Genomic DNA, 24,871 nt, shown 5'->3' on the forward strand with positions numbered 1-24,871 from the left:
AACTCTTTGTATTAACGGGATGTAGCTCAGCTTGGTAGAGCACCTGGTTTGGGACCAGGGGGTCGCATGTTCAAATCGTGTCATCCCGATATTTCACCTTTGCGGGTGTAGTTCAATGGTAGAACTTCAGCCTTCCAAGCTGATAGCGTGGGTTCGATTCCCATCACCCGCTCCATAATAATCTCATAGTTTCGGGATGTAGCTCAGCTTGGTAGAGCACCTGGTTTGGGACCAGGGGGTCGCATGTTCAAATCGTGTCATCCCGATCGAACAGCTTATGGCTGACAATGAACTCTTACTGCGGTAAGAGTTTTTTGTTGCGTTATTAAAGGAACGTATGTTCCTTTAATCGTCTAAAAAAAAGACAACCTCAGCCGGGATGCCGATCCTTGCATAATAGCTCTGTAGGGATTCATCCTGCTCAATGGTAGTGCCGACCGATAGCAGCTTGACCGCGAACAGGTTAGCCTGCCGCTCCAGCTTGCCTGGCGAGAAATAAGAATTCTCCTCCAGAAAAAAACGGTTGACCCCTTTGTGGAGACGGTCATGCGCGAGTTCATGGGCGCATACGAATCGTTGCCACTCCAGCGGCAGCTGGTTGTGAATGACGATGAACCTTCTTCTTAGCTTCCGATAGTAGAGGCCCTTGGTGCCGTCACCCAGATGCATGAACCGGATGTGAATCCCCAGTGCTTCAGCCAGCTCGAAGGGGCTGCTGGTATTGTATTTTTTGACCAAACGCTTGATTAGCTCATCCATATTCTTCACCCGCAGCATGTTAATAGTAGTTGGATTGCCTGGTACTTACTCCTTGCCTGGATCGTGCTTGGGCTTGGTCCGCTTGTTCATCTGCTTCGCCTCCCAGAACAGGCCGGTTAATACGTCCTTGATCCGCTGCTTATCCTCCTTGTTCAGGGGAATTCCGTCAAACATCAGCTCACCATCATCCTCCAGCATTTGGCGGAAGTCCCGCTTATCCTTGCTGGTGGCCCAGGCAGGCACAGTGCCCTCTGTACTGATCTCAGTCTCGGTTAAATAACCGGCATGGCCCATCAGCTCCTCGTACGACACATCGGTCGCTTCAGCAATCTTACGCAGGGTAGCCGGCTTGGGGACACCCCGTAATCCATTCTCGATTCGTGAGATTTGGGCTCCACTGATACCGGCAAGCGCTGCCAGCTGATTAATGGTCAATCCCTTTCCTTCCCGAAGCTGTCTCAGATAGTATCCGAATTCCTCTGCCATCGATAACCACTCCTTATCCCTAATCACCTAAAAAGCTGTTGCTACTACTATAAGCTATTTATGCCAATAGGTAAACAATAAAGAGTCTATTATTGCCAAAAGGTAAGAATGGGCATGTATTTAGCTTGTTTATGCTGCAAAACGGGCGAAAATGAGGTTTTACTGAATTGGTAGATAAGTGGTATATTATGAAAAAAGGCGAACACTATACGAACAAGTAGAATTTTAACACATTTGACCGGAAAGGTCCGCAACAAAGTTCTTAAATCTGTATAACATCTAAGGAGTGGTATAAATGATGATTCTATCTTCGCTGCCCGAGCTTGACCGCCGCCGGACTCAGGTCACTATAGAGAATATGCTGGAGAAGTACCGGATTTTCAAATCTGTAACGTTTGAGGCTAAAGAGGCCGGGATTACGTACTCCTACACGGAACGGTTCCATGGCGCAACCCATACGGTTACTGATCAGACAGCAGCGATTGCCACGCATAATGTAGATGTGCCTGCTGCAAGACGGGCGTACTGTGCTGTGATTGATTCGGTTGTAGAGCGGCTTACCCAGAGAGAACAACAACTGGTGCGGGAGAGATACATGCGCAGAGAGGAGAGCTACGACTACACTATCTATAACCATGTGTTCGATCCCCCGGTGAGCAAGGATACTTATGTGAAAATAAGATCCAAGGCGTTCTATAAGATGGCGCTGGCGCTCGCCGATCTGCAGCTGCTGTCTCTGGCTGCGCTCACGAAAACCCCGGCTGGAGGGAACCTGCCGAAGGGGTAGAACTACTTTGGACACAAAATGCAGACTCCATATGTAATTGAGATGGCCGTATTGCCCGCCGGGGTGATACGGTCTTTTTGCATGAGCTTATATGTTCTGGCGGTCTCGCCGTAAATTGAACCCTTCCATTGAAGCAGGACGTGCAGGAGAGGCGGGCTAAGAGCGGGGACCGCCGTGAACCATCCCTTTTTCCACCGGAAGTTATCGTTAACTCCTCTGTAAAAGCGCCTGCGCAAGGTCTCAGGGGGTCTATGATTATAACATGGCAAATGAAGCAGAAGGACACCGCAGGAGCATGAATGCTCCAGATCATCGAAGCCTACGACAGGCCGGCAGACAAGTGCGGTGAAAGCTCCTTCGGTCATTGCCGGATACAAGACGGGTCCTATTCTTCCTGAATCGAATCCGCAGGTGACTTCAAGAAAGGCAGGAGGGATTACCACATCTAATCATGAGAGGAATGAAGTCATGACGGTACAACATCTACGAGGGAATATCACTGCTGCGCTGGGGCAGTTTTTCCCGGATATTCCTGTCTATGTGGAAGGGGATAAGCCGCAGTCAGCCTACTTCAGGCTGGAGCTGCTCTCGGCAACCTACGACAGGCAGCGCGAAGGAAGATACATGGCGGTCTACCGCTTCGGTATCCGCTATGAGCAAGGCAGTCTGCTGGATGCAGAGGCTATAGCTGACGGGCTCTGTGAGGCGCTGGACGCAAGAGAAAGTGTGAATCCCGCTTATCGGGTGGTGCGCCAGTCCTGGGTGGCCGGAGCAGAGGAACGGGGAGCGCTGTTCACCGTGGACTATATGCTCTATCTCCAGAAGCAGAAGCAGCCGGAGGAAGAGGAAGAGCTGATGGGACACTTCACAGAAGGGGCGCGGCTGAAATGAGTTCTAAGGAAATGAAGGTAAGTGAGCGGGAACGCGGCAGCCAGGGATCGGATGTTTTTGGGAAAAAGCAGATCAGGAAGTCCGCTCTGTTTACACCGCGGGAAAAGGATGTACTGGAGGTAGTTCTGCAAGAGGACGGGAGCTACACCTTGGAAGAGGCTAAGCACTTAATGGAGCTTTATTTAAATAAGGAGGTTATCTAATGGCTGGAGGAACATGGACAACACAAAACAAGGTGCGTCCGGGGGTATACGTAAATGTGGCCTCGAACGGCATTGTGGCAGGTAAAATGGGGGAACGCGGTACGGCTGCTTTGGCGCTTGCACTGCCTTGGGGGCCTGCGGGCGTCATTCTGAAGCTTACGGCTCAGGATGATTTCCAGCACAAGCTGGGCTACGATCTGACGGCTGCAGAGCTGTTGCCGGTGAGAGAGGTGCTGAAGCGGGCAGGCACACTGCTGCTATACCGTCTGAATCAGGGTGTGAAGGCTGCTGTGACCAATAACGGAGTTCAGGCGACTGCGCTGTATGGCGGGGAACGCGGGAATGCGCTTAAGGTAGTAATCGAGAAAAATATCGATGACACTACTCAGTTCGATGTTCGGACGCTGCTTGAGGGTGCCGAGGTGGACAAGCAGACGGTAAGTGCTGCTTCCAGCCTGGCTGCGAATGCTTATGTAGAATTTAAGCCTAGTGAATCCGGTGCGCTGACGGTGACAGCCGGGTTGCCGCTCTCGGGCGGTGCGAATGGAACGGTCACGAATGCGGAGCATAGTGCGTTCTTGTCTGCGCTGGAGGTTCAGGATTTCCAGACGGTAGGTCTGGTATCGCAGGATAACACGCTGAAGTCGCTGTATAGCGCCTATGTGAAGCGTCTGCGTAATACAGAAGGCAAGAAGGTGCAGGCGGTCTTGTCCGATTACGCTACGGCTGACCAGGAAGGCATCATCAGTGTGGCGAACGGCGTCATTTTGAGTGATGGGACGGTAGTGGATAAAGCTCATGCCGTGGCTTGGGTTGCCGGTGCTACTGCCGCTGCTGCTGTGAACGAATCCCTCACTTATCAGGCCTATGACGATGCTGTAGATGCGGATGTGCGTTTCAGCCATTCCGAGACTGTAGAAGCGCTCACAGACGGAGAACTGCTCTTCACCTATAGCGGAGGCCGGGCTGTAGTAGAGCAGGATATCAACACGTTCACCTCCTTCTCCACGGACAAAGGCAAGGCCTTCTCCAAGAACCGCGTGCTGCGCGTGCTGGATGGAATCGCTGGAGATTTGAAGCGGATTTTTGAGAGCTACTTCATTGGCAAATTGCCGAATAATGAGGACGGGCGCGCGCTCTTCTGGTCGCAGTGCGTCACTTATATGAATGATCTGCAGAACCTCGGGGCGATTGAGAATTTCAATGCACAGAGCGACATTGTAGTGACTCCTGGAGCGGACAGTGACAGTGTAGTGCTGGAGGTAGCTGTAAAGCCGGTAGATTCCGTAGAAAAAGTATATATGAAAGTGAAGGTGGTCTAAGATGACATTCTTGAGAGCCAGCGATACGCTGTCCGGCCAGGAGGGCCGGGCGTATGCCACGATTAACGGACAGACGGAAGAGATGTTCTATGTCAAAACCCTGGAAGCCACTGTAGAGAAGCAGAAGGCGGAAGTGAAGACGCTTGGACGCCGCGGGGTGCAGCATAAGGCCACCGGCTGGTCGGGCAGCGGTACGATGACGATTTTCTACATGACGAGTCGTTTCCGCCAGATGATGCTGGAGTACATGAAGACCGGGATTGACCAATACTTCAGCATTATCGTGACCAATGAAGATCCGTCCTCAACCGTGGGCGCCCAGCGCATCATGCTGAAGGATGTCAATCTGGACAGTGTCATTATGGCTTCGCTGGATACGGAGTCGGATGCGCTGGAGGAAGAGGTTGCTTTTACCTTCGAGGATGTGGAATTGGTTCAGCCCTTCGCGGCTCCGGTTAATGGCGGTCAATAAAGCTTAAGTGGGCTATTCGCAGGTTGTAACAGAGTAAATGAATGAATAGGTTCGGGAGGCCCCGCAAGGTATCCGGATAATCATTGGAGCCATAGCCGCTGTGCGGCGGTATTCTGCGAAGGGCCTCTTCGCTTCCGTAACACAATAAGAATCCGGGAGGAACGACATGAGTGAATTGAGTTTATTTTTTGCGCAAAATGCGGCTTGTGATACAACAGAGGAATTCGCGGTCTCGCTGCGGTTCAAGGACAAGGAAGGTAACCCTGCCGTCTGGAAGCTGCGCAGTATGAATGAGGAAGAGAACCAGGAATGCCGTAAGGCGGCTACCCGTAAGGTCAAGGGAAAGAACGGCACCTACACTACGGACATCGATCCCAATGAATATATGGCGAAGCTGATGACGGCAAGCATTGTGCATCCGGATCTGAAAAATACGGAGCTTCAGCGTTCCTACGGGGTGATGGGCGCCGAATCGCTGCTGCGCAAAATGCTGCTGCCTGGAGAATTCGCTGCGCTTGGGGAGCGGGTACAGGCCCTGAACGGCTTCGCCACAGATATGAACGAACTGGTGGATGACGTAAAAAACTAATCAACGAGGGCGATGGTGAGGCGAATCTGGCCTACTACGCCCTCCATGAGCTGCATATTCTCCCGCATGAGCTGATGAAGCTCTCCGTCCGCGAACGCGCGGCGATCTATGCCATGATCTCCGTACGCGTGGACAAGGAGAAGCGGGAGCGCGCACGGAGCAAGGGGAAAAAGAGATGAAGGGGGTGAATGAATGGAAATCGATAGCTCCAAAGCAGTCATTATCTCGCGCAGGTCGGTTACGATCTGGAAAGCCGTCCACAAACAAAGCCTGCGGATGAATAATAATCTCGACATGGTTAACCGGTCGGTAAAAGGTTTTCAGGCGGCGGTGAAACGTTCCAGTGAACAAATCATCCGTTCAGAGGATCGGATCATTCAATCCTTGCAACAGATTAATGACACGCTGCTGGAAGGCTTCAAACGGCTGCCTGTCAAAGTGGATGTGTCCAGAACAGTGGTGATGCAGCAAAGCCAAAGGGCTGCGCAATCCCAGCAGTTGGGGGTCAGGATGCTTACCGCCGCGCCTGCTGTAGAGGAGCCTGAGAAAAAAAAGCCCGAGCCCAAAGAGGTGAAGTGGTGGGAGGGCCTCAAGGAAAAAGAAAAAAAGGAAGAGGAAGAGAAGAAACCTGAGGTGAAAAAAGAGGATGTTAAACCGCCAGTGGTGAAACCTGAGGTTCTTCCGAAACCGAAAATCAACTTGAAGAAGGACCCGGTACCGCCGCCGTTGCCGCCACCTCCACCTCCACCAGTCCCGCCTGCACCGGGCGGCGATTCCAAGATCATGAAATTCCTCAAAACGGCTGATGTGGTAACGCCTTTTAACACGATTAAGTCGTTCGGGGAGAAGGCCGTGAAGGAAGCAGCACAGCCGGGGGATATTGAGAAATGGAACGTGATGAACGAGAATATTGACAATGCGCTCGGACAGATTGGTGCTAAGGCAATGGGCGCTCTGCGGCCGGTAATGGATATGATTAACAACGCGTTAACTTCAGGACAGCTTGCACCGCTGATTGATGCGATGGCTAACGGGTTTCTTGTCATAGCGAATGTGATCTCAATGGTGGTTAATGGATTGTTATGGCTGGCTCAAGTGGTTCAGGATAACTGGTCTTTCATCAAGCCTATTCTTGAGGCGATAGCGATTGTTTTCCTGGCAGCTATGATTGTTCAGGTCTATATGCTCGCTGCAGCCTGGCTGGCTGCTAACTGGCCAATCTTAATCGTCATTGCGGTGATAGCAGTCTTATTGATGATTCTGCAGCATCTTGGCGTCTCGGCGGGCGAGGTGATTGGATTTATTGTGGGATCGTTCTACTACCTGGCTGCAGTTGTGCAGAATATAGCCATTGGTATCCAGAATTTTTTCACTTTGGCTGGCGATGTGTTAGTTTATATATTTAATTCAGCTGTCAATAAAGTACAGGGATTCTTTTATGGTCTTGCCGCTGGTGCGCTGGATGTTATGTATAGTATTGCTGTAGGCGCAGAAGGATTCGCCGGAGGATTCATGAAGGTAATGGCTAAGGCTATTCAGTGGGTGCTCGACAAGTTCAACTCACTGGTTGATATGCTGAGCAACATTCCATTCTTCGACACATTAGGGATCAGTAAGGTCAAACTAGATGTAGAGGAACCGGAGACCCCTCATGGTGCCAGTGATATTATTGGGAAATATCGTCAAGGCCTTGAAGCATATAAACCAGCAGACAAGGTAGTTTTGGAAATATCCAAGCTAACAGATTATAAGGATACAAAAGCGGCATATGGCAAGGGGAATGAAATAGGAAAGAATGCCATGAACAATTTCATGGATAAGGGACAACAAATGGCGGATAAAGCCAAGGAGTTAACTAACCCTAAGTCTCTTAAGAATATCCCGGGAGGTTCTACTAATGCTTTCGCCAACCAAAACGGCAGCCTGAACAACGTCAACAAGGTGGGCGAGGTAGGCAAGATCAATGAAAAGGTCGATATCTCCAGTGATGATCTGGATATGCTGCGGGAGCTGGCGGAGATTCAGTCGATTCAGAATTTTGTTGAGCTAACGCCAACGGTGCAGGTAACAACAGGGAATATTAATAATTCGGGCGATATTGACTCCATCATCACGAAGATTGGGCAAAAGCTGAAAGAGGAGTTCGTCTCTACGGCGCAGGGGGTGTACACGTAACATGGAGGAGTATGGATTCTATCTGAGCTTCAATAATTATGAAGAGGTGATCCGGCTTCCGGTGAACCCTGAGACGCTGGAGATCAAGGAGAACAGCGATGGCAAAAGCTATACGATTGTGGATTTTGGTGAAATCAACGCGATTGCATATCCGAAGCTGACGGAGATTACGATTGAGAGTATGTTCCCGGCACAGTATTATCCGTTTGTGGTGTACTCCGGAGAGAATGCCGGTAAGCTGTTGAAGCCCTACGAGTATGTAGAGCTGATTCGCAAATGGATGCTCAGCCGCAGGCCGGTCCGGTTTGTTTTTTCAGGGCTGAAATCGGCGAATGTGCAGAATACGCAGACCCCAGATTGGCTGAGGCAGGCCAGGGCGCAGGCGCAACAGACTTTTACCGGGGATATTGGCATTAATATGGCGGTCAGTATTGAGAACTTCTCCTGGAAGCTCAGTGCGGGGTCCTCGGGGGATATCGATTATACACTTGGACTCAAAAAGTATGTGTTCTATCAGGCGTTAGCTGTGAAGGTAGGCAGCACCGGTGAAGTGAAGAAGCAGCAGAAACGGGCAAGCGAGAAGGCAGCGCCCGCTACCTATACGCTCAAAGCCGGGGATACGCTCTGGTCGGTGGCCCAAAAGCTGCTCGGTGACGGCAGTAAATCCAAAACGCTGCAAAAGCTGAACAATATCTCGGACAGCGAACTGAAGAAGCTCAAAATTGGCCGAGTGATCAAGCTGTCTTAGGAGGCCGTGGCGATGGAATTAATCGTAATTAATAAGGAAGGCGCCATCTGGAATATTGCCGGAATCGTTACGGATATCACGTGGAAAACCACCCGGACCGGCAAGCCTGCAACGCTTGAGCTTACGCTGGTGGACAGCGGGATGTATCAGCATAAAAAGTTCGCGATCAGCAACGGGGATATTGTGCAGTTCCGCAGAGACGGAGTCGATGTATTCTACGGCTTCGTCTTCAGTATTGACACGGGTGCGAATCAGGAGATCAAGCTGACGGCGTACGATCAGATCCGCTATCTGCTGGGCAATGGCAGTTATGTGCTTCAGGATGTTACTGCGGCTGAGGTCATCAGTACCATTGCCAAGGACCGCGGCCTGCGGCTTGGATTACTGGAACCGGCGGAGTACAAGATCCCCTCGCTGATCGAAGACGGCAAGAAGCTGCTTGATATTATTATGGGTGCGGTCGGCAGTGAGCTGCAGTATAAGGGCCGGCTGATGGCGTTCTATGATGATTTCGGCAAGCTGACGCTGCGCAGTCCGCAGTCCATGCTGCTAAAGGTGATTCTGGGGGCAGGCCATTACCTGTACGATTATTCGCTGAAAAGAAGCATCGACGATAATACGTACAATACGATTCTGCTCTACCAGGACAACGAAAAAACCGGTAAACGCGAGTTCTATCCGGTCACAGATAAAGAAAATGTAAAGCGCTGGGGTATCCTGCATCTCTACCAGAAGGCGGACGATAATGCGAATGCTGCGCAGATTCAGGAAAAGGCAGGCAACCTGCTCAAGCTGCACAACCGGGAGAAGGTCAGTCTCTCTGTGCAGGCTCTTGGCGATATACGGGTGAGGGCGGGGAACTTCATCTACGTGTTGTTGGATGAATTCCAGACACAGCTGTTCCTGGTGGATCAATGCAGCCATAAAATTTCCGGAGGGGAGCATACGATGTCCCTAGACATTAAGGTGGTGTAGACAACATGCTCGATATTATCAAACAGGCAAGCCTCGGGGCCGTATCGAATACGAATCCGGTGGCTTTTTCTTATGGGACGGTGGTTCTGGCAGAGCCGCTGCAGATTCAGGTGGAGCAGCGGCTGCTGCTGACGGGAGCCGCACTGGTTGTGGTTGAATCCGTGATGGAGAGTAAGGCTGTGATCGAAGGCCGGGAGATCCCGCTACGGCGTGGACTTGAAGCGGGAGACCGCGTGCTGCTCGTGCGGATGCAAGGCGGACAGAGCTATATTGTCCTCGATCGGCTGGTGGATTTATGATTCCGGCAATAGGCAGATCCGGTCCGGTGACGGGAGCGCTGGAAGGGAATGTGACCGATGCGGGGAATGCTCCGAGCCTGACGTACCGGATGGACTGGGAGCGGGGGCGGATCGGCGGGCGGGTAGACGGGCTTGAAGCGGTGAAGCAGGCTGCAATCAAGGTGCTGCAAACCAGCCGTTATGAGCACCTGATCTATAGCACGGACTACGGAACGGAGTGGAAGCTGGTGCTGGGTCAGGACAGGCTGCTGGCCCGGCCGGAGTTGCGCCGGCTGATCAGCGATGCGCTGCTCCAGGATGAGCGGATTCAGGCGCTTGAGGATGTAGAGATTCTTTTTGACGGGGATACGGTTAGCTTCAGCTGTACGGCTGTAACGGTATATGGCGATGTGGAGCTTAGAAAGGAGGGGATGGCCAGTGTATGAGGATCAGACGTACGAGGCTCTGCTGGAACGCATGCTGGATCGGGTTCCAGAGGGGCTGGACAAGCGCGAGGGAAGTATTATCTATGATGCGCTTGCGCCGGCGGCGGCTGAAATGGCCCAGATGTATCTTGAACTGGAGGTCAGTAATAATCTGTTCTTCCCGGATACGGCGGACGGCGAATATCTGGAACGAACCATTGCCTGGACGGGACTGAAGCGTCAGCCCGCAGGCAAAGCGCAGCTTGGTGCGAGGTTCTATACCAGCGGCGAACAGCCGCTGGACATTCCGCTGGGCAGCCGTTTCTCCCTGGGACTGCTCCATTATAGTGCGGCGGAGAAGCTTGCTCCCGGGACGTACCGCCTGGAGAGCGAGACCGCGGGGGCTGAGGGGAATCAGTATTCAGGCGCGCTGCTGCCGATTGATTATATCCCGGGACTGGCCCGGGGGGAGATTACGGGCCTGCTGGTTCCGGGGACGGATGCGGAGCCGGATGAAGCGCTGCGGCAGCGGTACTTCGATTCGGCCCGGCGGCCTGCAACGAGCGGCAATAAATATCATTATATGGAGTGGGCGCAGCAGATTCAGGGCGTAGGGGGAGCGCGGGTCTTCCCGCTCTGGGCCGGACCGAAGACGGTCAAGGTGGTCATTGTGAACGCGGAGCATCAGCCCGCTTCCCCGCTGCTGGTCTCCCAGGTGCAGCAGTTCATTGATCCTGCGCCGGGTCTAGGCGAGGGCCAGGCTCCAGTGGGAGCGGTAGTGACGGTGGAATCGGCCACAGGCCGTACGATCAGCGTGACCGCGAAGGTCACGCTGGCAGCCGGCTATGCGCTGCAGCCGGTTATTCAAGCTTTTACGGCGCTCCTGGAGAAGTATCGTAAGGAGAAGGCTTTTGCCGCTACCTATATCAGTCAATCGGTCATTGGCGCATTGCTGCTGGATACGGAGGGCGTAGTGGATTATAGCGGTCTGAAGCTGAACGGCGGGACTGCAAATATCCCTCTGCTGGAGACAGAAGTGCCGCTGTTCGGCAATGTCGTTCTGGAGGTGTAGGTATGGGATATCCGGAGCAGGTCGATGTTTTTCAGGATAAGCTGAACAAAAAGGCAAATGGCGGCAGTCATGTTGTAGAGGAGAAGCTTCGGCTCACAGGTGGTGTATTCAGCGGACTGCTGGCCCACGACAATATTAACAATCAGACGCTGGCCGTGTACACAGGCTCCCGCTTCAGCGGGACAGAGGTACGGAATTACTCGGTCTCTTTCCCGGACGAGACTCCTTGGCGCCGGCTCATTAACATCTATGCGGATGTGCCCGAAGTCTATGTGACTTACGAGACACCGGGAGACACTGTGGAAGCGGATGATGTGAACCAGTTACAGGGCGGGCTTACGGCTACGCAGCGTGAACTGGAGCGGTATAAACAGGCCGGTCTGATTGACGGCGGATCTTTTAGAAGAGAGGTGTAATATGGCACAGACTATTCAGGTCAAACGTGGTACCCGGGCCGAGCTGTCCACTTACGGGATGCTGAAGGCGGGCGAAATGGGCTTCTGTACAGATACGAAAGAGGTCTATATCGGAGACGGTACTTCTAACTCCATGGTGGGCCGGGCCTTGTCCGGTCCCGAAGCTTCGCGTCCTGCGGCAGCCTCGGCGGGGCGTCTATACTATGTGAGCAGCGGGAGTAACAGCGGATATTTGTATTTCGATGACGGGGCCGCCTGGCGGCGGGTCAATGCGCAGAAATTAACAGATGTGAGCGGAACGGTGGACGATATCGCTGACGGCTCCACGTATGCCAAGGTGCTTAAGGCGGATCTTACAGCAGGGCATCCCAATAAAGTGTCGGACGGCACGAATACCAAGACTGCCGCAGAAATTGCAACTCATCTTAACGATGCCGCGAAGCACCGAATTATTAACGATGGCGGTTCGACGATTACAGATCTGTGGTCCGCACAAAAAATCAAAAACGAAATCGAGCTGGCCAAGCATAATATTGAGCCGCAGGCTTCGGTGAAGGATCAGCATCTGACGGCTCCGCCAGGAAGTCCCGTGGAAGCTGACCGGTATATTATTCCTTCCGGTGCTACCGGTGTCTGGGCGGGGAAAACGAATCAGATTGCGGAATATGCCTCAGGTAGCTGGGCTTATTATGTTCCGGCTGTCGGCTGGACGGCCTATGTGGACGATGAGCAGAAAATCTACAGCTGGAACGGGAGCGCCTGGGTGCGGACGGGCGGCGCGCTACAGACGATCACGGCTGGAAATGGTCTTACCGGCGGCGGGCAGGCGGATAGTGTCACGCTGACCGTCGGGGCAGGCAATGGGATCATTGTCGGCTCAACCAGTGTTGCGGCCAAGCCGGGTAAGGGAATTCTGGTCAACTCGACTGGCATCGAGGTCAACATCGACGGCTCAAGCATCGTCTACGATTCGGCCAATGGCAACCAGCTCACAGTAAGCACTATCGATGGCGGGACATTCTAGGAGGCGGTGACCATGGCACGGAAGACTTTGATTCAAATCCGCCGCGGCCTGGAGAGTGCGCTGGGTACGCTGGCCGCAGGCGAGCTGGGCTACTGCACAGATAGCGGCAAGCTGTTCATCGGCAGCGGCAGCAGCAATATGCTGCTGGCGGCAGGCCAAAGCACAGGCGATATGCTGAAAAGCATCTACGACACGAATAACAACGGCAAGGTCGATTATGCCCAGGCTGCGGATACGGTTCCCTGGTCAGGTGTAGACGGCAAGCCTTCGGTCTATCCGGCGGCTGCACATACCCATGATTATATGCCGAAGGGTCCGCTGACCTGGAATCAGCTGAAGGGGGTGTAGCTGTGGCTTATGGAGACAGTATATATGGCGTTGTGGCATATTCGGCAGATGGTGTGACAGGGGAGGGGCCGGAAATTACCGCTCCCGATCTGATGAAGTACCTGCCCGATTATTATCAGGGCGTGCCTGAGATGGAGGCATTGCAGGCCAGTGCCGGTGCAGCCTGCGGTGAAATGGCTTATGCGATGGCCGACAGTGATGATCAGAAGACGCTGGAGTCGGCTACCTGGGGACTGTCCCGCTGGGAGCGGATGCTGGGGCTGGCCTCGGATACGAACAAGTCCTACGCCACCCGGCGGGAGATGATCAAGGCCAAGCTACGGGGCAGTGGAACAACTACGCCGGAGATGATCCGGCGGACGGCGTCTGCTTTTTCCGGGGGAGATGTGGAGGTCGTGGAGGTGCCCGGAGCGTACAGCTTCGAGGTCCGCTTCGTCGGCACGCTGGGCATCCCGGCCAATATGGCAGGGCTGATTCAGATCATGGAAGAGATTAAGCCAGCCCATCTGGATTACAGCTTCGTATACAGCTACACCTGGTGGGACTCCTTGAAGTCCCTCACCTGGAACGGTGCGCACAGCAAGACCTGGAACGAACTAAGAGTATATGAATAGGAGTGTGAGCGATGAAAACAACGGGTAATCTGGGGCTGAAAAAGCCCGATGGTACAGACATTGTAGATATCACCGATCTGAACGGCAATATGGATATTCTGGACACCGCCGTCAAGACCGCGCAGGATCACGCCGCGGATGCGGTCAAGCACATCACAGCCGCAGAGCGCACGGCATGGAACGCCAAGGCGTCTACGTCGGTTGCGACCACGACTGCTGCGGGGCTGATGGCTGGAGCAGACAAGTCGAAGCTGGATAGTGTGGCGCAGGGGGCTAATAATTATGTGCATCCTTCCACGCATTCGCCATCGGTCATCGTCCAGGACTCGTCCAACCGCTTCGTAACCGATGCGGAGAAGACGGCCTGGAATGGCAAGGCGAATCTAGTGACTACACCGCAGCAGACTACGGCGGATATTACCTATTACGTCCGGACGGATGGGAATGATGGGAATACGGGTCTGGGGAATACGGCGGGTGGGGCTTTTAAAAGTATTTCAAAGGCATTAAGTATGATTCCTAAACTAGTTAATCATATTATCAATATTAACATAGGAACAGGAACGTACAACGAAGAAATAGGCGTTAGCGGACTTTCAGGTGCGGGCTCAGTTAGCATAAATGGCGGAAGCAGCTCAGTACAGGATTCTGCCTCATACGTCGTGACTGGAAGAATTTATTCTATGCGTAATTCGTGCCGTGTACAATTTTACGGACTTAGAACATCTTACGCAGGTGCGCAATATCCAATTTATGTTGATAACTCAAGCGAAACGTTCTTCCAATTTTGCTCGACAAATGTAAATACGAACCCAAAACAGTTTGGGGTTTTTGTTGAAAACGCAAAAGTATTTCTATATAGTTGCGAGTTCCATAACAAGTCTTCTGCTATACGCGCACATGTCAATGCCGATATTTTGGTGCAGGATTGTGTGGGGCAAGGGAATGATACTGCTCACTTCGCTGCTTTTGGTGGTAAAATTCACATTTCAGGCAATCTGGTCATTAATGGAGCAGCCTTTACAAATGCCACTGAGGGTGGGGTTGTTACCACTTATGGACATGGTGTTATTAATCCTTGGGGAGAAAACAACGGATTTAATAGAACGTACATTAGTGCATACATGACTGCTGACCAAGCAATTAACGCTAGCGTAAATACAAAAGTACTATTTCAAGGTAAAAGTATTGACCACTTAGCTGAATTTGATGTTGCCAACGGGAGATTTACCGCAGGTAAAACAGGCACCTATCTAATATCGACTCAATTAGGTTTTAAAGGTTTGCTGGATCAAAACACGGCTGATCTAATTATTTATATTAATGGTGGGTATCAACTTGTATCAAGACTTGCTGTAAGTGGTACTTATTCCCCACCTCAAGCCCGTTTTGTTGACGTTCTGAGATTAAATGCGGGGGACTTTGTTGAAGTTTATGTTTATTGCGGAGCAGCATTTTCAATCGAAGGAGCGGCAGTATCAAGTTTTGTAAGGTTGCAAAGGGTTGGTTAATTTAAAGTTGGGAGGGGAAATAATGAATATAGCACAAGCAATCATGTATCTGTACCCGAATGCTGACCCGCTTCGGGATTTCATCGTCCAAGACAACGGCCCTGAACCCGTCCTGCGGCCTTTAGCCGAAGACAAAGGTCGCATCCGCTACGAGATCCAATCGCCTGAGATCGGCGAGGAACTCGAAGAGGGCGTCCACTACCGCTACGGTATAGATTACAATTTTCTGACCGAAGGCGAAGATTATGATCTGGTGGAGCGGGGGCCGCATATCGCGGTCTGGAAGCTGGATGCGCCGCAGCCGACCGAGGCTGAATTACAAGCGGCTTGGGAAGCGTACCAGGAAGCTGAGGCTAACAAGCCGCCGGTGCTGACGGAGATGGAGCAGCTGCAGCAAGAGAATCTGCTGCTGAAAGCGCAGAATAGCGCGTTGTCGGAGCGTGCAGATTTTATTGAGGATATTATTGCTGAAATGGCAACCAAAGTCTATTCTTAAAAGTTCGGCGGGTTTGCCTACGTATTATGCATATTAATAGAAAGGTGGTGAGAGCAATGGCATTATTTTTCGCACAACGCGTCACTCTGGGGAAAACGAAGTATAGTGAAGTACCCTCCACGCTGAAGCTGGCCGTCAAAGAAATTCTGGCAGATAACGGTCTGGAGTTTCTGGCAACTGAAGAATAGGTAACCGCAGGCGCCGACCAAGGCGTTTTTATTTTGCCCTCGGACCCGTCCGGGGGCTAACCATTAATAACCACACAGAAGGGAGTGAAGCAATGGACAGCAACGATGTAGCGAATCTGGAGAAGCTGCTGCCGCTTGCGGATAAGTATGGACTGGCTTATATCATCGCTCTGATTCTGCTCATGATTATGCTTGTGCTTTTGCGGTCAATTGTGAAGGGGAATCTGGTGCCGCGTGAACTGCTGGAGCGTGCTGAGGAGGACCGGGACAGGCTGCAGAATATCCTCGACAAAGAGCGGTCAGACTTCATGGCACCCACGCTTGAAGTCTTGCAGCGCTTGAAGATAGACCATTCCGCAGGCAGCCATACGGGTAGTACCAGTACTAATGAAGAAGACAGGGGGAGATAACGTGCTGAGTGCGTGGATCAAGCGTCTATCGCCCCTGCACCGGGACAGAGAGCGGAGGCTGGCGCTGGCAGGACATAAGGTATCGCTCTCTATCCGCAGGTACAAGAATGTCTCTCAGGACATTCAGGATGAAATCAGGAACAACGGGTTCGCCGAGTTCCTAATCTATGATCGGGGGGCAGAAGATGAGCAGCATTGATATTGTGTTGTTACTGGCCTATTCTATATCCTTTATCTGTGCGCTGCTGCTGATGGCTGCGCTTTTTTTGTATTTCCGCCGGAGATTCCGGGTGCGCGTAGTCAGTCTGTTTATGCTGGCGGCGTTCTTTTTCCTCGGGGCGTATACGGTTAAAATGGCGGTGGCCTTCTGGATCAGATTCAGCTCCGCTCCCGCCCCGGACGCTATACGAAGCTCGCTGCAATCGGATGCCTGGGCAATTGCCCAGACGGGAACGACCCTAGGGCTAGTCATTCTAACCCTCTTGATGTACACCAGACGCCAGGATCTGTTCGTGGTCCTCTCTGAAATCAGGAAAGGGGAGGAATCGCATGCTGACGCTAACTCAACTCCTGAATAAATCTGCTGCCCGGTTAAAAGGACTTCATCCCGCCGTTCTTGCCGCAGCCACCGCACTGATTGAACGCTCTCATGCTTGCGGTGTGCCTATCCTGATCACGCAAGGTCTGCGGACGATTGCCGAACAGGATGCACTCTATGCCCAGGGGCGAACCCGGCCGGGAGCGATCGTGACGAATGCGCGCGGCGGGTACAGTTATCACAATTATGGGCTGGCGGTGGATTTTGTGCTGCTGCTTCCGGATGGCTCCAGCGTCTCTTGGGATATGAACAGGGACGGGAATCGGAATGGGACCCGGGATTGGCTGGAGGTCGTGCAACACGCTAAGGCCATCGGGTTCGAATGGGGCGGCGACTGGACTAGCTTTAAGGATTACCCACATCTGCAGATGAGCTTCGGATTAAGTCTGGCGGATCTGCGAACCGGCAAAAAGCCTGCGGCTGCGGCCGTGGAGGCGGTGGTTGAACGGATCAAGCCCAAGGAGGAACCAGTGATGAAGACTCAGATAAAAGTTGCAGTACAGGTGAATGGCAGGAAGATTGCGGACGGGTGGCTGGAGAATGGGGTTACCTATGTTCCTGCACGTAAAATTGCGGAGGCGCTGGGCGCTCAGATTGCCTACCATCCGGCTGCCAACACCGTTGAAATCACCACCACACCGCAGAAAGGAGCAATCTCATGATGAACCGCGAACTGCTGGACCATGTATTGGCTTTTGCCTCCATCCTGGCCGTATTTATTCTTGCCTTGGTGCAGCTGATCAAAAATAATACCCATTTGCCGCGTAACAGCATCCCTTTTATCGGACTGGGCATCGGGCTGCTGGTTGGAGCGGTGGCGTATCCTTTTACAGAGATGGAGTTGACCTTGCGTCTATGGGCAGGCGGATTGGCCGGGTTATCGGCTACCGGATTATTCGAATTGGCGTTCAACAACCGCTCAGGGCAGACAATGAAATAAAAGTTAACCTGTGATGAACGGCCGGCTCTGCGGAGCTGGCTGTTTTTGTCGTTTTACGTCATATAACTTCACATGAAAACTGCATAAAGCACATATCAAAGAGAGAATATATCAGGAAGAAATACATAATTTTTTGGGACTGCATAAATGGTCAGTTTGGTGTATAATCGAAATCACTGCACTGCTTTACCGCGCAATAAAGTTGAAGATTTCCGGGCGTTTTTATTGTATGATATGAGGAAGCTTTTCAAATAGACAATGCTAAGAGCATTGATCCGGAAGAGGATGGGGGGAGCAGCATGACCGAACTTACGACTACCGTTAGCAAAAGCAACTCCAACAATCTGCTGCGGCGGGACGTACGGTTCCTGGGGAACATACTGGGCGAAGTCTTGGTACACCAAGGCGGCAACGAACTGCTGGATATTGTGGAGAAAATCCGGGAGACCAGCAAATCGCTGCGCTCATTGTTTTTGCCTGAACTGCACAACGAATTTAAAGAGCTGATTAGCTCACTGGACCCGGAGAATCGCCATCAGGTGATCCGTGCCTTCGCAATTTATTTCCAACTGGTGAACATCGCCGAGCAGAACCACCGGATTCGCCGTAAACGCGACTACGAACGTTCTGCCGGGGAGACGGTACAGCCGGGGTCGATTGAGAGCGCGGTTCAGGAGCTTCGCGAACGGGATTTCTCCCACGAAGAGGTTCTTGAGATCATGAGCGGCATGTCACTTGAGCTGGTTATGACCGCTCACCCTACTGAAGCTATGCGCCGTGCGATTCTCGATATCCACAAACGGATCTCCGACGACGTCATGGGCTTGGATAATCCGACGTTAACCTTCCGCGAACGCGAACAGCTCCGGGAGAAGCTGCTGAACGAGGTTATTACCTTGTGGCAGACCGATGAACTGCGTGACCGCAAGCCAACGGTGCTGGATGAAGTGCGTAACGGGATGTATTACTTCCATGAGACGATTTTTGAAGTGCTGCCGGATGTATATCAGGAGCTTGAGCGCTGTCTGAGCAAGTATTATCCGGGCCAGAACTGGCATGTGCCGACCTATCTGCGTTTCGGTTCATGGATCGGGGGAGACCGCGACGGAAATCCTTCAGTGAAGGCAACCGTTACCTTGCAGACCCTCCGTCTGCAGCGCAAGCTGGCTATTCGTGAATACCAGCGTATTATGCGCGAGCTGATGCAGTACCTGAGCTTTAGTACAAGCATTGTGAATGTGACGCCGGAGCTGCTGGAATCCATTGAGGCAGACCGGAATATTATCAATCTTAACCGGGTCGATGCCTGGCGTAATGATAACGAGCCTTACCGTATTAAGCTCAGTTATATGATCTCCAAGACACAGAATGTGCTGGACGATGAGAAAAAAGGAACACCAGAGCGCTACGCATCCCCGGCGCAATTCATCGACGACCTGAACGTGATTGACCGCAGTCTGCGGCATCACTACGCCGATTATGTAGCAGATACCTACATTAAAAAGCTGATTCGTCAGGTGGAGCTGTTCGGCTTCCACACCTCTACGCTGGATGTCCGCCAGCACAGCCAGGAGCATGAGAATGCAATGACAGAGGTTCTGGCCAAGATGAATGTTACACCGGATTACTCCAAGCTGTCGGAGCAAGAGAAGATTGTGCTGCTGGAGAAGCTGCTGAATGATCCGCGTCCGCTGACTTCTCCTTACCAGTCGTATAGTGAAGGGACAGAGGAGTGCCTGGCGGTATACCGTGCGATCTATGAGGCGCAGGAGGAATACGGCAAGCAATGTATTACAAGCTATCTGATCAGTATGGCGGAGGCGGCAAGCGATATTCTGGAGGTTATGGTCTTCTCCAAGGAAGTCGGCTTGTTCCGCAAAGACAACGACGGTACGGTAGTCTGTACTTTGCAGGCTGTGCCGCTGTTCGAGACGATTGACGACCTGCATGATGCGCCGCAGATTATGCGTACGCTGCTCAGCATGCCGATCTACCGCGATGCGGTCCGTGCGATGAATGATCTGCAGGAGATTATGCTGGGATATTCCGACAGTAATAAAGACGGTGGCGTGGTTACAGCGAACTGGGAGCTGCGTGTGGCCCTGAAGCAGATCACAGCGGCTGCCGATGAGTTCAACATTAAGCTGAAATTCTTCCATGGACGGGGCGGCGCTCTCGGACGCGGCGGTATGCCGCTCAACCGGAGCATTCTGGCCCAGCCGGCTTCCACCATCGGCGGCGGGATTAAGATTACCGAGCAGGGCGAGGTTATCTCCTCCCGGTATTCGATGAAAGGCATTGCTTACCGCAGTCTGGAGCAGGCGACATCCGCTCTGATTACGGCCGCTATTCATGCCAGATCGCCGCAAGCGGATCTGTACGAGGCCAAGTGGGATGAGATTATTGCCCGTATCTCTGAAGTCTCGCTGAACAAGTATCAGGATCTGATCTTCCGTGATCCAGATTTCCTGACGTATTTCAAAGAATCAACCCCGCTGCCGGAGGTAGGGGAGCTGAATATCGGCTCACGCCCTTCGAAGCGGAAGAATAGCGAGCGCTTCGAGGACCTGCGTGCAATTCCTTGGGTATTCGCTTGGACGCAGAGCCGTTATCTGCTTCCAGCATGGTATGCCGCCGGAACCGGTCTGCAGAGCTTCTATGAGGGCAAGGAAGAGAATATGAAGATCATGCAGCATATGTATGCGAACTTCTCATTCTTCACGACCCTGATCGATACGCTGCAGATGGCTATTGCGAAGGCGGATCTTGTCATCGCCAAGGAATACGCCGGGATGGGCAAGAACGAGGAAGCACGTGCGCGAATCTTCGGCCAGATCGAGGCTGAGTTCAAGCTGACCTCCGAGCTGATCCTTCAGATCACCGGCCAGCAGGATATTCTGGATAATGTTCCGGTCATTCAGGAATCTATCCGCCTGCGTAATCCGTATGTTGATCCGCTCAGCTACCTCCAGGTTCAGCTCCTCGCCGAGCTTCGCGCCCTGCGTGAGGCTGAAGGGGATGACGCTGAGCTGCTGCGTGAGGTACTGCTCACGATCAATGGTATTGCCGCTGGTCTTCGGAATACCGGCTGATGGTTTGCGTTGATCACCGTAGCTGCACTTTACTCTACCGATCTTGTTCTTCAAAGTCGGCGAAGCCGCTTTAGGGTTTGGAACTAAAAGTCGGCGAAGCCGCTTTAAGGTTTTGATTTTCCGGTCTTAGGTTTTGATCTCTCGGTCTTGAATCTTTGAAGCCGGCCCTAAGGCGCTTTAGAAGTTCCCGCCCACCTCCTAGCCGGAGGTGGGCTTTTTTTATAGGAAATTGGCGGTCAGGAAGGCGCACGGGCCAATTGTATGAGGAAAACCGAACACATTAGAAGGTCGTGAAGTCGCATAGGCCAAATACAGTGGGTCCGCATACCGCCACCCGGCGCAATGTAGTCAGTTTTTCGATTACATTTGGACCACACGGCACCATCCGGCGCAATGTAATCGGTTTTTCGACTACATTTGGACCGCACACCGCCACCCGGCGCAATGTAGTCAGTTTTTCGATTACATTTGGACCGCACAGCACTCGTCCGGCGCAATGTAGTCGGTTTTTCGATTACATTTGAACTGCACAGTACTCGTCCGGGATGGCGTAAAGTAAGTTGTGTACCAAGATTTGGAGCCTAGTCAGGCACCAAAAAAGTAGGGTATCCTCGGGATTGCGAAACCACCAAGGAGGAACCCTACCAATGAATATTTTACCCGAAAGTTCTCTGAATAATCTATTTGAAAAACTTGTTAAAGATTTTGTGAAAGACAACATGGAACGCCTGTTGCGCGCCGAAATCCAGGGGTTTATGGAGAGTGAAGAAGCCGGCGCCAGCAATAGTCGCAATGGCTACTATACGCGAGACTTACACACGAAATATGGCCATATCGAGGATCTTCAGGTGCCCCGGGACCGCCAAAGCCTTTTCCAGACGCAGATGTTTGAGCCGTACCAGCGGCGGGACGGATGGTTAGAAGAGGCCGTCATCCAAATGTATAAATCGGGCATGGGTACGCGGGATGTGGCCCGGTTCATTGAAAGTATGTTTGGCAGCCACTACTCCCCCACCACGGTCAGCAATATTACGGCTACAGTGCTGGACGATATCCACCAGTGGCAAAAGCGGCCACTGAGCAAACGGTACTCTGTGATCTATTTAGATGGGCTGTACGTGAAGCTGAAACGGGGCACGGTTCGTGGTGAAGTGGTCTACTTTGCGATGGGAATTGACGAGGAGGGACAGCGTCAAATTCTCGGGTTCTACGTGGGTGGCCAAGAGAGTTCGAATGGCTGGCGGGAGGTACTCAAAGACCTGTACGACCGCGGAGCGCAGGAAGTCCTGCTGGGTGTGTTTGACGGGCTACCGGGACTGGATGCGGCGTTTAAAGAGACCTATCCTCAGGCGGATGTACAGCATTGCGTAGTGCACAAAGTGCGGGCCACGTTCCATAAAATCCGGATGGAGCACAAAACCGATGTCATGGAGGCGTTGAAAACCATATATACGGCACCGGATGAAGTGGTAGCCCGGGCTAACTTTGATACGGTCAAAGCGAAGTGGAACAAGCTGTATCCGAAGGAAATGAGGTCCTGGGAGGAACAGTTATCCACACTCCTGACGTTCTACAACTATCCGCTGTCGATCCGTAAAGCGATCTACACGTCGAACCCCATCGAGCGGATGAACAAGGAAATCCGCAAGCGTCTGAAACCGATGAACAGTCTGACAAACATGGATGCCGCAGAGAAAATCGTGTACCTGGAGATGCTGGAATACAATGAACGTCATGCAGGGCGGGTCGCCCAAGGCTTTGGAGTGGATGCCGTTAAAAAGAAGCTAAAAGTGCTATTCGAAACACGCTACCCCTCTTTGCCCACACCGGAAGAGGCGTAACAGAGAAATCCAGTTTCTGGGGGTCGGGGTTCCCCCTTCCCCCAGAAACACTACATCCCAACCCGTAACCCGGGGGAGGCACTTCTACTCTTTTACACAAACTTCTTGACGCTACCCCGTCCGGCGCAATGTATGCCAAAAACCGAATACATTGGGTGATCTGAGGGTTATCGGCAAAATGTATGCGAAAACCGAATAGAAATAGAATGAGGATGAAACAGGTGGATGCAAACAAGTGAGGTGCTGCCCTAAGAGGGGCATACGGCACGAGCATGCTTCATCTGATAGGAGGTTTTGCCGTTCCAGGGAGGCCGGGGGGCAGGGACCCGGCCGAGTCCATGCCCCACCCCATTGTTGCCTGAGATATAGTTTGGGCAACAAGAAAAGCAGTGGGGGAACCAGGCTGATGGAGGGGGCGAAGCGGAAATTTGGAACTGTAGGAGCGATAGCGTTCGCCTTTATTGGCAGATTTCAACCGCAGCGCGCGGTTCCAATCAGGAAATCTGCCAATAACAGCGACCGGAAGTCCAAATGTTCTGCGCAGCCCCGACTAATCAGCCGCCAGGGGGGTCAGGGGGTTCCTCCAGCGATCAGCCGCCAGCAACCCGGCAGCAAGCTTTTCCAGCACATTATATAGAAGGTAACAATACAAACCTTGATTTTTGCAGGCACATGATTTACGATTTAAATGCTTGTACCGTGGTCTTCGAAGAGCTGAAAGTCCAAGGGCGGCAAGTCTGGGGGAGTTAACAGGTGGAGAATCTGGAAGGCAGACTGACAAAGCTCGCGCTGAAGGGTGACCAAAGGGCATTTGCCGAGCTTGTGGAACTATATAAAGACAAAATTTATCATTTGGCTTACCGTATGCTGAATAACCGCCATGAGGCGGAGGATGTTGTTCAGGAGACTTTTTTGCGCGTCTACAGAAATTTGGACAGGTATGATGATAAGCAGAAGTTCTCGACATGGATCTACCGGATTGGCACGAACCTCTGCATTGACCGGCTGCGTAAGCGTCGTCCGACCTATTCCCTGGATGCCGAGATGAACGACCAGGAGGGGATTGACGGGTATTCGATGATTCCGAGCGATAATGTGACCCCGGAGACGGAACTGCTGCTCTCGGAGACACAGAGACTCATCTATGAAGCCATCGACAGCCTGCCCGTGAAGTACAGGTCGGTTATGATTCTGCGCTATCTGCAGGATTTGTCGCTTCAGGAGATCGGCGATGTGCTGGATATGCCTGTAACGACGATCAAGACCCGGGTGCACCGGGGCCGTGAGTTTTTACGTAAGAAGTTAGGACCCAAATTGTAAAAATAGATTATTTTTTATGAAACTCCTGCATTGCAGGGACGTATGTAAGTTAAGCAAGTCTTATGCACTAAATTAGCACGTATGAAAGGATTGGCTCCTATGGAATGCAAACTGGCCGTCTCTATGATGCACGACTACCTGGATGACGACTTGCCCGACCTGCAGCAGAGGGAATTGAAGGAGCATCTTTTATCCTGTACGGAGTGCCGTGCGAGGTTCAAAGAACTGGAACAGACCGATATGCTGATGTTTTCCCTGATGCACCAGACACCTGTGGCCTCGGAGGATTTGGTTGGCCGGATCATGGATTCATTACCGAAACCCAAGAAGGAAAGAGCCTTCATCACCTGGATTAAGCGACATCCGGCCCTGACGGCGGCGTCTATGTTCATTCTTGTGATGCTGATGAGCTCTGTAACCTTTTGGAATCAGGATCGGCAGCTTGTGGTTAGAGGGGCAGACCTCGACCAGGTTGTGATCAAGGGGAATACGGTGATTGTACCCTCCGGCAAAATTATCTCCGGCGATCTGACGGTGGAGAACGGTAAGACTCAAGTCTACGGGGAAGTCAACGGAAACGTAACGGTAATCGACGGCTCGCTGTATCAGGCTTCAACCGCCCATATCTCCGGGCAAGTCAAAAGTATAGACCAAGCCGTAAGCTGGATCTGGTATAAAGTGACGAACATGTTCTCTGAAGTTGCCTACCGATAGCTAAATGTTGGTCGCTTGTAGCAGATAACTCATTTGCGCCTCTTTTTCCGGAAAGATGGCGCTTTTTTGTTGCCTGAAATGACAGGTTCATCAATTTACCAGCCGCCAAACTTGCAACCGGAGGCGTAACGTTATAACCTAGAATAAGATTCAAGCTTAACAGACAATTTACATAAA

30 protein-coding genes and 3 tRNA genes are annotated in these 24,871 nt (G+C 52.2%); 31 read left to right on the plus strand and 2 right to left on the minus strand.

Annotated features, from left to right (window positions below):
* The first annotated feature begins 15 nt into the window (after positions 1 to 15).
* The 3 genes from MHH78_RS06290 to MHH78_RS06300 all read left to right on the plus strand — a co-directional run bounded on the left by MHH78_RS06290 (position 16) and on the right by MHH78_RS06300 (position 266).
* Positions 16 to 89: transfer RNA gene (locus tag MHH78_RS06290), tRNA-Pro, on the plus strand.
* A 12-nt stretch (positions 90 to 101) separates the two neighbouring features.
* Positions 102 to 175: transfer RNA gene (locus MHH78_RS06295), tRNA-Gly, on the plus strand.
* 17 nt (positions 176 to 192) lie between these two features.
* Positions 193 to 266 (plus strand) — tRNA-Pro (locus MHH78_RS06300).
* A gap of 79 nt (positions 267 to 345) precedes the next feature.
* Here the strand turns inward: MHH78_RS06300 and MHH78_RS06305 are convergent.
* Both MHH78_RS06305 and MHH78_RS06310 read right to left on the minus strand, forming a co-directional pair.
* Positions 346 to 759, minus strand: coding sequence for an ImmA/IrrE family metallo-endopeptidase (locus MHH78_RS06305; protein ID WP_341166897.1), 414 nt, complete (start codon positions 757 to 759; stop codon positions 346 to 348).
* A 45-nt stretch (positions 760 to 804) separates the two neighbouring features.
* Positions 805 to 1,245, minus strand: coding sequence for a helix-turn-helix domain-containing protein (locus tag MHH78_RS06310; RefSeq protein ID WP_341166898.1), 441 nt, complete (start codon positions 1,243 to 1,245; stop codon positions 805 to 807).
* 298 nt (positions 1,246 to 1,543) lie between these two features.
* Between MHH78_RS06310 and MHH78_RS06315 the strand changes: the two genes are divergently transcribed.
* The 28 genes from MHH78_RS06315 to MHH78_RS06450 all read left to right on the plus strand — a co-directional run bounded on the left by MHH78_RS06315 (position 1,544) and on the right by MHH78_RS06450 (position 24,694).
* A complete protein-coding gene (locus tag MHH78_RS06315) occupies positions 1,544 to 2,032 on the plus strand; it encodes an ArpU family phage packaging/lysis transcriptional regulator (protein WP_445322085.1) in 489 nt (162 codons plus the stop codon).
* 345 nt (positions 2,033 to 2,377) lie between these two features.
* Positions 2,378 to 2,923, plus strand: coding sequence for a phage tail terminator family protein (locus tag MHH78_RS06320; RefSeq protein ID WP_341166899.1), 546 nt, complete (start codon positions 2,378 to 2,380; stop codon positions 2,921 to 2,923).
* Complete coding sequence (locus tag MHH78_RS06325) at positions 2,920 to 3,126, plus strand: hypothetical protein (protein WP_076081826.1); 207 nt, start codon at positions 2,920 to 2,922, stop codon at positions 3,124 to 3,126. The genes MHH78_RS06320 and MHH78_RS06325 overlap by 4 nt, the downstream gene beginning before the upstream one ends.
* On the plus strand, positions 3,126 to 4,448 hold the full coding sequence (locus tag MHH78_RS06330) for a phage tail sheath family protein (protein ID WP_341166900.1): 1,323 nt from the start codon (positions 3,126 to 3,128) through the stop codon (positions 4,446 to 4,448). The genes MHH78_RS06325 and MHH78_RS06330 overlap by 1 nt, the downstream gene beginning before the upstream one ends.
* Position 4,449: 1 nt before the next feature.
* Positions 4,450 to 4,920, plus strand: coding sequence for a phage tail tube protein (locus MHH78_RS06335; protein WP_341138823.1), 471 nt, complete (start codon positions 4,450 to 4,452; stop codon positions 4,918 to 4,920).
* Between the two features lie 166 nt (positions 4,921 to 5,086).
* Positions 5,087 to 5,509: a phage tail assembly chaperone gene (locus MHH78_RS06340; protein ID WP_036696211.1), complete on the plus strand. Its 423-nt coding sequence runs from the start codon at positions 5,087 to 5,089 to the stop codon at positions 5,507 to 5,509.
* A 276-nt stretch (positions 5,510 to 5,785) separates the two neighbouring features.
* Positions 5,786 to 7,684 (plus strand): hypothetical protein, encoded by a 1,899-nt coding sequence (locus MHH78_RS06345; RefSeq protein WP_341166901.1) that lies wholly within the window; start codon positions 5,786 to 5,788, stop codon positions 7,682 to 7,684.
* A gap of 1 nt (position 7,685) precedes the next feature.
* On the plus strand, positions 7,686 to 8,432 hold the full coding sequence (locus MHH78_RS06350; RefSeq protein WP_076081822.1) for a LysM peptidoglycan-binding domain-containing protein: 747 nt from the start codon (positions 7,686 to 7,688) through the stop codon (positions 8,430 to 8,432).
* Between the two features lie 12 nt (positions 8,433 to 8,444).
* Positions 8,445 to 9,407, plus strand: a complete 963-nt coding sequence (locus MHH78_RS06355) for an XkdQ/YqbQ family protein (protein WP_339251553.1) — start codon at positions 8,445 to 8,447, stop codon at positions 9,405 to 9,407.
* 5 nt (positions 9,408 to 9,412) lie between these two features.
* Positions 9,413 to 9,706: a DUF2577 domain-containing protein gene (locus tag MHH78_RS06360; RefSeq protein ID WP_076081820.1), complete on the plus strand. Its 294-nt coding sequence runs from the start codon at positions 9,413 to 9,415 to the stop codon at positions 9,704 to 9,706.
* On the plus strand, positions 9,703 to 10,131 hold the full coding sequence (locus MHH78_RS06365) for a DUF2634 domain-containing protein (RefSeq protein WP_076081819.1): 429 nt from the start codon (positions 9,703 to 9,705) through the stop codon (positions 10,129 to 10,131). The genes MHH78_RS06360 and MHH78_RS06365 overlap by 4 nt, the downstream gene beginning before the upstream one ends.
* Positions 10,124 to 11,182 carry a baseplate J/gp47 family protein gene (locus tag MHH78_RS06370; protein WP_341166902.1) on the plus strand — a complete coding sequence of 353 codons (1,059 nt, stop codon included), beginning with the start codon at positions 10,124 to 10,126 and terminating at the stop codon, positions 11,180 to 11,182. Before MHH78_RS06365 ends, MHH78_RS06370 begins: the two co-directional genes overlap by 8 nt.
* A gap of 2 nt (positions 11,183 to 11,184) precedes the next feature.
* Positions 11,185 to 11,598: a phosphoglucomutase gene (locus MHH78_RS06375; RefSeq protein ID WP_341166903.1), complete on the plus strand. Its 414-nt coding sequence runs from the start codon at positions 11,185 to 11,187 to the stop codon at positions 11,596 to 11,598.
* Between the two features lies 1 nt (position 11,599).
* Positions 11,600 to 12,622 (plus strand): DUF2793 domain-containing protein, encoded by a 1,023-nt coding sequence (locus MHH78_RS06380; protein WP_341166904.1) that lies wholly within the window; start codon positions 11,600 to 11,602, stop codon positions 12,620 to 12,622.
* Positions 12,623 to 12,634: 12 nt separating this feature from the next.
* On the plus strand, positions 12,635 to 12,970 hold the full coding sequence (locus MHH78_RS06385) for a hyaluronate lyase N-terminal domain-containing protein (RefSeq protein WP_081751111.1): 336 nt from the start codon (positions 12,635 to 12,637) through the stop codon (positions 12,968 to 12,970).
* Between the two features lie 2 nt (positions 12,971 to 12,972).
* Positions 12,973 to 13,584: a putative phage tail protein gene (locus tag MHH78_RS06390; RefSeq protein WP_341166905.1), complete on the plus strand. Its 612-nt coding sequence runs from the start codon at positions 12,973 to 12,975 to the stop codon at positions 13,582 to 13,584.
* A gap of 11 nt (positions 13,585 to 13,595) precedes the next feature.
* The gene (locus tag MHH78_RS06395) at positions 13,596 to 15,095 is read left to right on the plus strand and encodes a hypothetical protein (RefSeq protein WP_341166906.1); all 1,500 of its coding nucleotides are present in this window, start codon (positions 13,596 to 13,598) and stop codon (positions 15,093 to 15,095) included.
* 22 nt (positions 15,096 to 15,117) lie between these two features.
* Positions 15,118 to 15,591 carry an XkdW family protein gene (locus MHH78_RS06400; RefSeq protein ID WP_341166907.1) on the plus strand — a complete coding sequence of 158 codons (474 nt, stop codon included), beginning with the start codon at positions 15,118 to 15,120 and terminating at the stop codon, positions 15,589 to 15,591.
* 56 nt (positions 15,592 to 15,647) lie between these two features.
* The gene (locus MHH78_RS06405; protein ID WP_341166908.1) at positions 15,648 to 15,779 is read left to right on the plus strand and encodes a hypothetical protein; all 132 of its coding nucleotides are present in this window, start codon (positions 15,648 to 15,650) and stop codon (positions 15,777 to 15,779) included.
* Between the two features lie 92 nt (positions 15,780 to 15,871).
* The gene (locus MHH78_RS06410) at positions 15,872 to 16,189 is read left to right on the plus strand and encodes a hypothetical protein (protein ID WP_341166909.1); all 318 of its coding nucleotides are present in this window, start codon (positions 15,872 to 15,874) and stop codon (positions 16,187 to 16,189) included.
* A gap of 1 nt (position 16,190) precedes the next feature.
* Positions 16,191 to 16,388, plus strand: coding sequence for a hypothetical protein (locus MHH78_RS06415; protein ID WP_036696237.1), 198 nt, complete (start codon positions 16,191 to 16,193; stop codon positions 16,386 to 16,388).
* A complete protein-coding gene (locus tag MHH78_RS06420) occupies positions 16,375 to 16,767 on the plus strand; it encodes a hypothetical protein (protein ID WP_341166910.1) in 393 nt (130 codons plus the stop codon). The genes MHH78_RS06415 and MHH78_RS06420 overlap by 14 nt, the downstream gene beginning before the upstream one ends.
* A complete protein-coding gene (locus MHH78_RS06425; RefSeq protein WP_341166911.1) occupies positions 16,739 to 17,449 on the plus strand; it encodes a M15 family metallopeptidase in 711 nt (236 codons plus the stop codon). The genes MHH78_RS06420 and MHH78_RS06425 overlap by 29 nt, the downstream gene beginning before the upstream one ends.
* A complete protein-coding gene (locus MHH78_RS06430; protein ID WP_341170290.1) occupies positions 17,449 to 17,727 on the plus strand; it encodes a holin in 279 nt (92 codons plus the stop codon). Before MHH78_RS06425 ends, MHH78_RS06430 begins: the two co-directional genes overlap by 1 nt.
* Before the next feature lie 299 nt (positions 17,728 to 18,026).
* On the plus strand, positions 18,027 to 20,819 hold the full coding sequence (gene ppc, locus MHH78_RS06435) for a phosphoenolpyruvate carboxylase (RefSeq protein ID WP_341166912.1): 2,793 nt from the start codon (positions 18,027 to 18,029) through the stop codon (positions 20,817 to 20,819).
* Positions 20,820 to 21,466: 647 nt separating this feature from the next.
* Positions 21,467 to 22,660, plus strand: coding sequence for an IS256 family transposase (locus tag MHH78_RS06440; protein ID WP_340826667.1), 1,194 nt, complete (start codon positions 21,467 to 21,469; stop codon positions 22,658 to 22,660).
* A 753-nt stretch (positions 22,661 to 23,413) separates the two neighbouring features.
* Complete coding sequence (sigW, locus tag MHH78_RS06445) at positions 23,414 to 23,980, plus strand: RNA polymerase sigma factor SigW (protein ID WP_036696241.1); 567 nt, start codon at positions 23,414 to 23,416, stop codon at positions 23,978 to 23,980.
* Positions 23,981 to 24,079: 99 nt separating this feature from the next.
* Positions 24,080 to 24,694 carry an anti-sigma factor family protein gene (locus MHH78_RS06450; RefSeq protein ID WP_036724508.1) on the plus strand — a complete coding sequence of 205 codons (615 nt, stop codon included), beginning with the start codon at positions 24,080 to 24,082 and terminating at the stop codon, positions 24,692 to 24,694.
* Positions 24,695 to 24,871 lie beyond the last annotated feature (177 nt).

Origin of the sequence: Paenibacillus sp. FSL H3-0333 (assembly GCF_038002805.1) — a bacterium.
GTDB lineage: Bacteria > Bacillota > Bacilli > Paenibacillales > Paenibacillaceae > Paenibacillus_AQ > Paenibacillus_AQ silagei.